Source organism: uncultured Jannaschia sp., assembly GCF_947494055.1.
In the GTDB taxonomy this organism is placed as follows: Bacteria; Pseudomonadota; Alphaproteobacteria; order Rhodobacterales; family Rhodobacteraceae; genus Jannaschia.
In genome coordinates, this window is the sequence record NZ_CANLTR010000039.1 from 26485 (window position 1) to 32484 (window position 6000).

4 protein-coding genes are annotated in these 6000 nt (G+C 65.5%); 3 read left to right on the plus strand and 1 reads right to left on the minus strand.

All coding sequences use genetic code 11. From position 1 onward, the window contains the following. The first annotated feature begins 224 nt into the window (after positions 1–224). Together Q1A87_RS19165 and Q1A87_RS19170 are read left to right on the plus strand one after the other, a co-directional pair. A complete protein-coding gene (locus tag Q1A87_RS19165) occupies positions 225–1544 on the plus strand; it encodes a GH1 family beta-glucosidase (RefSeq protein WP_299655141.1) in 1320 nt (439 codons plus the stop codon). An 11-nt stretch (positions 1545–1555) separates the two neighbouring features. After that, on the plus strand, positions 1556–2533 hold the full coding sequence (locus Q1A87_RS19170; RefSeq protein ID WP_299655144.1) for a glucokinase: 978 nt from the start codon (positions 1556–1558) through the stop codon (positions 2531–2533). Between the two features lie 453 nt (positions 2534–2986). Here the strand turns inward: Q1A87_RS19170 and Q1A87_RS19175 are convergent, their stop codons facing one another. Next, positions 2987–4798, minus strand: a complete 1812-nt coding sequence (locus Q1A87_RS19175) for an ABC transporter ATP-binding protein/permease (protein ID WP_299655147.1) — start codon at positions 4796–4798, stop codon at positions 2987–2989. A 176-nt stretch (positions 4799–4974) separates the two neighbouring features. On the opposite strand from Q1A87_RS19175, the gene Q1A87_RS19180 reads away from it, so the two are divergent. After that, positions 4975–5562: a PEP-CTERM sorting domain-containing protein gene (locus Q1A87_RS19180; protein WP_299655150.1), complete on the plus strand. Its 588-nt coding sequence runs from the start codon at positions 4975–4977 to the stop codon at positions 5560–5562. The last annotated feature ends 438 nt before the right edge of the window (positions 5563–6000 follow it).

Genomic DNA, 6000 nt, shown 5'->3' on the forward strand with positions numbered 1-6000 from the left:
CAACGGCTCCGCGCGGACGGCCCGCCGCCTGACCGAACGGTTTTGCGGTTGCGAGCGCCGGCGAAATCGCGGCTTCTGGCGGAACGGAACGTCGTGAGGGGGCCGCCGATGGGAGGAACGATGAACGCAGGGTGCCTGTCCGCAAATCGCATCCCGGCACCAGCGCCCCCGGCTTTCGATGGCGATGCGAGGCCGCGCGTCGCTGACCCGTGTTCGGGGGCCAGATGAACGATCTGAGCCTAGGGCGCGGCGACTTCCCGGAAGGCTTCGTCTTCGCCGCCGCGACTTCGGCCTACCAGATCGAGGGTCACGCCTTCGGGGGGGCCGGACGAACCCATTGGGACGCCTTTGCCGAGACACCCGGAAAGGTGCATGGCGGTCATAACGGGGCCATTGCCTGCGACCACTACCATCGCTGGCCGGAGGATCTCGACCTCGTGCGGCAAGCCGGGCTCGACGGCTACCGCTTCTCGACCTCCTGGGCGCGCGTCATGCCGGATGGCGTGAACGTCAATCCCGAGGGACTCGATTTCTACGACCGACTCGTCGACGGCATGCTGGAACGGAACCTCAAGCCGATGGCGACGCTCTATCACTGGGAGTTGCCGGAGGCGCTCGGCAAGCGCGGCGGCTGGACCGTGCGGGAGATCCCCGAGCGCCTCGCGGAGTTCGCCACGATCATCGGGCGGCGGTTGGGTGATCGGCTCTGGTCCACCGCGCCGATCAACGAGCCGTGGTGCGTCGCCTGGCTCAGCCATTACGAAGGGCACCATGCACCGGGCCTCCAGAGCCTCGCGGCAGCGGGAAAGGCCATGCACCACGTCGTGCTCGCCCACGGGCTCTCGATCGCGGCGCTCCGCGCGGAAGGCGTGAGCAACCTCGGCGCGGTCTGCAACATGGAATATCCCCACCCGGCGACCGAAAGTGAGGAAGACCGGCAGGCCGCAGAGATCTACGACGGAATCTACAACCGATGGTTCGCCGCCGCGATGACCAGGGGCGAATACCCGGAGGACGTGCTCGTCGGGCTTGAGCGGCACCTGCCGGCGGCCTGGCGTGACGACATGAGCCTGATCGCGCAGCCGATCGACTGGTTCGGCGTGAACTACTACACCTGCAAGCGGCTCACACGCGGCGGCGACGTCTGGCCGAACGTCGTCGATCTGCCGGGCCCGCTCCCAAAGACGGATATGGGCTGGGAGATCTATCCCGACGGGCTGGAGACGCTGCTCCGGCGGACCGCGGAGGATTACACCGGCGACCTGCCCCTGTATGTAACCGAGAACGGTATGGCGAACCGGGACGTCACGCTCGGGCAGGACCCGGAGCGCATCGCCTATCTCGACGCTCACCTTCGGGCCGTCCGACGCGCGATGGATGCAGGCGTGCCGCTGAAGGGCTACACGTTCTGGTCGCTCCTCGACAATTACGAATGGGCCTTCGGCTACGACAAGCGGTTCGGCCTCGTCCATGTCGACTTCGACACGCAGGTCCGCACGCCGCGCACGAGCTTCCATGCGCTTGTCCGGGCCCTGACTGGCTGATACGCGGGGCCATGGCTGATCCCCTGCTCCTCGTGGCCGATGTCGGCGGAACGAACACGCGCGTCGCGATGGCGCGCGGAGCCATCGTCCAGACCGACAGCATCCGACGCTACACGAACCGCGACTTCCTCAACCTCGCGCCTGTTCTGCGCCGATACCGGGAGGAGCATGGCGGTCCCGCGCCGGACGGAGCCTGCGTTGCGGTGGCCGGTCCCGTGGGCGATGGCCGGGCCGAGCTCACCAATCTGGATTGGTCGATCGACACCGCCAGATTGCTGGAGGCCACTGGCGCGCCACGCGGCGCGATCCTGAACGACCTTCAGGCGCAGGGACACGCGCTCGGCCATCTCGACGGGAGCGACCTGCAGGAGGTGATCGCCGCACCGGAAGTGCAGCTCGTCTCACGCCTCGTGATCGGCGTCGGCACGGGCTTCAATGCCGCGCCCGTCCACGAGACGCCGCGCGGGCGCTTCGTGCCCCCCTGCGAGGCGGGTCATGCGAACCTTCCGATCCGGACGGAGGCAGAGCTCCGGCTGTGCAACTTCGTCTCCACCGCGCACGGCTTTCCGGCGGTCGAGGACGTATTGTCCGGCCGCGGATTGACGCAGGTCTATCGCTGGCTCTCCTCCGAGGCGGGGTCGAGCGAGGAGCATTCGGCCGCGGAGATCATGGCGCGGGTCGGGTCCGATGCGCGGGCGGAGGCAGCGGTGCGTCTGTTCGTTCGCATGCTCGGCACCGTGGCCGGAAACCTCGCGCTGATCCACTTGCCGCTGGGCGGCGTCTACCTCGTCGGCGGCGTCGCCCGGGCGATGGGACCGCATCTCGGACCGATGGGATTCGCCTCGGCGTTCCGCGACAAGGGACGCTTCGCCGGGTTCATGTCGAACTTTCCGGTCCGCCTCGTGCTCGACGACTTCGCGGCCCTGACCGGCTGCGCGGCGCATCTGTGCGAACCGTCCACGCAGCCGCAGAAGGACGTCCAGCTCTGACGACCGCATCGCGGCAACGTTTTCTCTAATCCGTCTTGTCGCGTGGCTGGGGAAAAAGGACCGGACGTTTCCGCGGGGAGCCGACGCAGCATTGTTTCGGTTACCGGCATAGTCGGTAGACGACAGCCCCGGGCGATTTCGCTACCCGCGTCGCGGACGGGTGCCGTAACACCGCGGACAGGCCGCGACAGGTGCCGGACGCGGTCAGCGAGGATTCGGCTACTGAGACGCTCACGGAGCAAATGATGTCGAAGATTCATGGTCTCGACACGGTGGCCTAGACGCGCATCAACCTTAGCGCGATCTCCGTAGCGCTGCATGCGAGATCATGACTTAGCGCGTCTGCAAAACGGACATAACGATCAAATATGTTCGGCAAGCCTGGCTCTGCCTGCGCCTTGCAGAAACGGAGCACGGAATTAAACTTTTCAGGCGCGCAGGCGCGCAGTCGCGTCAAGCAGCCGCCTCCTCGGCGAGTTGCCGGTACCACATCGATGCGTAGCGCCCGCCCTTCGCGAGCAAGGCACCATGCGTCCCCGCCTCGACGATGCGTCCGGCCTCGAGCACCACGATGCGATCCGCCTCGACCACGGTGGACAACCGGTGCGCGATGGTGATGACCGACCGACCGCGCGAGATCGTGGCCAGTTCGTTCTGGATCGAGCGCTCGGTCTCGGTATCGAGGGCAGAGGTCGCTTCGTCGAGCACGAGGATCGGCGGGTTCTTCAAGATCGTCCGCGCGATGCCCACCCGCTGCTTCTCGCCGCCCGACAGCTTCAGTCCGCGCTCTCCGACCGTCGTCTCGTAGCCGTCCGGTAACGCCTCGATGAAGCTGTCGATCCGGGCCGCCCGCGCAGCCGCGCGTACTTCCTCGAAACTCGCATCGGCGCGGCCATAGGCGATGTTGTAGCGGATCGTGTCATTGAAGAGCACCGTATCCTGTGGCACCACCCCGATCATCGCGTGCAGGCTGTCCTGCGTCACGTCGCGCACATCCCGGCCGTCGATGCGGATCGCGCCGCCATCGACGTCGTAGAAGCGGAAGAGGAGCCGACCCAGCGTGGACTTGCCGGAACCGGACGGCCCGACCACGGCCACGGTCCGGCCGGGTTCGACCGTCAGGCTGACACCGTGAAGGATCGGCCGCGCGGAATCGTAGCCGAACCGTACATCGCGGAACTCGACCCGGCCTGCCTCGACCCTCAGCTCGGTCGCGCCCGGCCGGTCCTGCACCTCGGGCGGCTGCCCCAGCAGGCCGAACATCTCGGCCATGTCGACGAGCGCCTGCCGGATCTCACGGTAGACCGTGCCGAGGAAATTCAGCGGCATCGTGATCTGGATCATGTAGGCGTTGACCATCACGAAATCGCCTACGGTCAGTTCGCCGGATTCGACACCCATCGCGGCCAGCGCCATGACTCCGACCAGCCCCGCCGTGATCAGCATCGTCTGGCCGAAGTTGAGGAACGCCAGCGAGTAGGACGTGCGCAGCGCGGCCCCCTCGTAGCGCCGCATCGCGTCGTCGTAGCGCGCTGCCTCCCGGCCCTCCGCGCCAAAATACTTTACGGTCTCGAAGTTCAGCAGGCTGTCGATCGCCTTCTGGTTCGCATCCGTGTCCTGCTCGTTCATCACGCGCCGGAACTTCACGCGCCATTCCGTCACCTTGAACGTGAAGGTCACGTAGGCGGCGATCGTGACCGCGACGATGACGAGGTACCAGACGTCGAAGACGAAGAAGAGGATTCCTCCGATCAGCAGCAGTTCCAGCACCAGCGGCCCGATCGAGAAGAGCAGGAACCGCAGCAGGAAATCGACGCCCTTCACCCCGCGTTCCACGATCCGGCTGAGGCCACCGGTCCGTCGCGAGATGTGGTAGCGCATCGACAGGCGGTGCATGTGCTCGAACGTCTCCGCCGCCAGACGGCGCAGGGCACGCTGACCCACCGGCGCGAAGAGGACGTCGCGCAGTTGCTGGAAGCCGGTATTCATCGCCCGCGCGAGCCCATAGACCACCGTCAGCCCGACCGCCCCCAAACCGAGGGCAAAGGCCGGCGGAATCGTCTCGGGCGCGAGCGCGTCCACCGCCGCCTTGTAGAAGAAGGGCGTCGTCACGGCGATGAGCTTGGCGACGACGAGCATGGTCAGCGCGGTGACCACGCGGACCTTCATGTCGGTCTGCCCCTCGGGCCACAAATAGGGCGCGACTCGCCGTATGATGCCTAGCGCCCCCGCAGGGACCTCGGTTGTTGTCGTACTGCGACGCATGCCTGCTCCCGACCTCGTTCTGAAGCTAGGCGGTTCCGGCGGCCTTTTAAACCGCCGGGTGCTGTTCCGGCTCGTGCTGCGACGTCATTGGCGCGTATCACTTGTTCATCTTTGATTAACCGGATACGGTAAGTGCATTACAACTTTAACCATTCTTGCTTTTTTGGAGATTCAAGATGAGTATTAAGATAGGTGCGATCGCAGCGTTGTTCGTGGGTTGCGTTTCCCTCGCGGCCCCGGCTCAGGCGGCCGTCTACGACTTCTTCTTCACCGCCGAACCGGCGGACAATTCGGACATCGTCTTTACCAGCGATGCGTCGCTGCGGGCGATCGGCACGATCGAGATCGACGCCGAGGACGGCGCTGCATTCGACGTGTCCAGCCTCATCGACGTCGCGATCAACGTTACCGCGGACACGATTCCGGGTTTCACCGTGACCGAGCTTCAGTTCCTCAACGGGTCAGTCTCCGAAGACGGCGCCTCGATCAGCCTGACCGACATCGCCACGCCATTCGCAAACGTGCTCACACGCTTCTTCGGCTGCGTCTTCGAATCCTGCGGCAATGCCTCGGCCGGCCTTGTCGGTGTGCAGGATGGGGATGTTTCGCTCGATGTCGCCTTCGTCAACGGGACGTCGGCCCTGGACTCTCTCAAGGTGACAAGGTCCGGCCTGCCGCCGTCGGCCGTGCCCCTGCCCGCGGGTCTGCCGCTCGTTCTCAGCGGGCTCGGCCTTCTCGGTCTGGTCCGCCGCCGGAAGGGCTGACACCCTCGCGCCGATTGAACGAAGGTCGGGCGCAACGCCCGACCTTAACTGCTGCATTTTCGGTACACGTGTCCTAGCCGCGTCTGTGTGCGACGAGGACAGGTCCGATCGGGGCTACCTTCAGACGGCGTACACATGAGCCGGTCCATGATCAGCTTGATATAGGTCCGCTCGATGCGATGACGTCGTGGATCGTCAGTCCTAGCTGTTTGATCTCACGGTTTGATGGTGCGATCCTTTCTCGGGAATGGAAGGAGGTGACATGGGACAGGTTCGTCATGGGAGCGCCACGTACTGTCACCCGGCAGGCGATCTGCATGGCAAATCTGCGGGGAGGGCACGTTCGCCGTCAGAGCTGCATTACAGCGATCCACTGCCCGGCAGGGTGATGCGCAGCATGATCCCGAGAGGGGCAAGCTTCGCTCTCGCGGCTGAGCG

Coding starts and splice junctions, on each gene's coding strand:
- Q1A87_RS19180 (WP_299655150.1), top strand. CDS start 4,975: ATGAGTATTAAGATAGGTGCGATCGCAGCGTTGTTCGTGGGTTGCGTT.
- Q1A87_RS19170 (WP_299655144.1), top strand. CDS start 1,556: ATGGCTGATCCCCTGCTCCTCGTGGCCGATGTCGGCGGAACGAACACG.
- Q1A87_RS19165 (WP_299655141.1), top strand. CDS start 225: ATGAACGATCTGAGCCTAGGGCGCGGCGACTTCCCGGAAGGCTTCGTC.
- Q1A87_RS19175 (WP_299655147.1), bottom strand. CDS start 4,798: ATGCGTCGCAGTACGACAACAACCGAGGTCCCTGCGGGGGCGCTAGGC.